Here is a 1,091-nt window from a genome sequence, read left to right as displayed (position 1 = left end):
CAAAGGATTCTATCTCCTCTGCGCCCTAATGCTTTTCGGATTCAGTTCAACAAACTGGATTTTGTTTTTTGATACTTATTACACTTTTGCTTTTTTCTTAATCATACATATTGCTGCTAAAGTAACTATAACATAACCTAATAGTGCAATAATTGATGATTCAATTCCAAATTCTCCACCAGTGAAAACAAAGTCTTTTGAATCAAGTACATATGTCATAACCGAATATTCATCTGCCTTTTCGCTTATTGATAAACCGCCGCCAATAATTAAAATATTCCAAAGTGAATGGACAATTCCGCTGTTCCAAACAGAACCACTTTCAATAGCAACCATTGAGAACATTATTCCCACCATTGTTCCAGCAATAAGAACCAACAGGCTACTTATAATGGAAAAATCCATTCCTATAATATGTACTAATCCAAATAAAACTGATGGAATTAATACAGCTACTTTAATATTCCATTTCTCTTTTAACAGATTTAGAATAACTCCTCGAAAAACCATTTCTTCAACAAAACCAGCGGCTATGCCTGTAAAAACAATACCAGCACTCAGTGTTGAAAAAATCTGATTACTATTCATTCCAGAAGAAACGTACTTTCCAGAAAAGAAAAAAAGATAAACCGCTTTTACTGTCACAGGTAATAATACACCTACAATAATCCATTTAGCTTTAATTGAAAATTTTGGCATTCCCAAATTTTCTATTTTTATTTTAAGTAGTCTTTTTGAAAATAATTCACTTAAAACAAATGCTAATCCAACATATATAATTCCTGCTATAATATTGCATATACCTTCTGGAATTTTAACCAAAACAAACAAACTTGCCACTAACTGAGCTAATATTTGAGCTACTATCAATACAATGATGGCTCCCAAAGCCCCTCCTATCGTCTTTCTTGTACTCATAAAATGCTCTCCTTTACCTTCATTATTGCAAAAATTTACTACCAACTTAACAAATCCCGATTTCTATTTTTGTTTCCATAGCATCGTATATTCTTTTTCACCAGTAGCTTCATCCAAACCTTCACATTGAATAATGAACCCTTCTCTTTGGTAAAAAGAAATTGCTCTGGCAT

1 protein-coding gene and 1 pseudogene are annotated in these 1,091 nt (G+C 32.3%); both read right to left on the bottom strand.

The window, feature by feature from the left end:
• Window positions 1–78: 78 nt before the first annotated feature.
• Window positions 79–918 carry a CPBP family intramembrane glutamic endopeptidase gene (locus LI112_RS17785; RefSeq protein WP_117594121.1) on the bottom strand — a complete coding sequence of 280 codons (840 nt, stop codon included), beginning with the start codon at window positions 916–918 and terminating at the stop codon, window positions 79–81.
• Between the two features lie 63 nt (window positions 919–981).
• Window positions 982–1,091, bottom strand: a pseudogene (locus tag LI112_RS18605) (GNAT family N-acetyltransferase); the annotation flags it as partial.

It is taken from the genome of Blautia sp. 210820-DFI.6.14, from assembly GCF_020558815.1.
GTDB classification, from domain to species: domain Bacteria; phylum Bacillota; class Clostridia; order Lachnospirales; family Lachnospiraceae; genus Blautia_A; species Blautia_A obeum.
Note: the sequence above shows the minus strand (reverse complement) of the source record. Positions and strands in the feature narration are given on the sequence as shown.

Coding starts and splice junctions, on each gene's coding strand:
- LI112_RS17785 (WP_117594121.1), bottom strand. CDS start 918: ATGAGTACAAGAAAGACGATAGGAGGGGCTTTGGGAGCCATCATTGTA.